This window comes from Paraburkholderia sp. RL17-373-BIF-A, assembly GCF_046030175.1.
Taxonomy (GTDB): domain Bacteria; phylum Pseudomonadota; class Gammaproteobacteria; order Burkholderiales; family Burkholderiaceae; genus Paraburkholderia.
The window spans coordinates 1-226 of the sequence record NZ_JARESO010000563.1 but is presented as its reverse complement, the minus strand read 5'-3'; the positions used below and the strand labels follow the sequence as shown (position 1 = coordinate 226).

Genomic DNA, 226 nt, shown 5'->3' with positions numbered 1-226 from the left:
GCCCGAGACCGGGTCGTACGGCTTGCCGATGCCCGACAGCAGAAGCAGATGGACGTTGTGATACTGGAACGCCGCGACGATCACCAGATCGGCCGGCTGGAACACTTCGTTGCCGGCCGGATCGACATACGTCACGCCCCTGGCGCGCTTTTTTGTGTCGTCGAGTTCGACGCGCAGCACGTGGCAGCGCGAGCGCAGTTCGAAGTCCGGCGACTGCTTGAGCGCC

At 64.6% G+C, this 226-nt stretch carries 1 protein-coding gene; it reads right to left on the bottom strand.

The features are described 5' to 3' along the window. On the bottom strand, nt 1-226 hold a 226-nt coding region (locus P0D80_RS51765), incomplete at both ends, for a GMC family oxidoreductase N-terminal domain-containing protein (protein ID WP_408296838.1).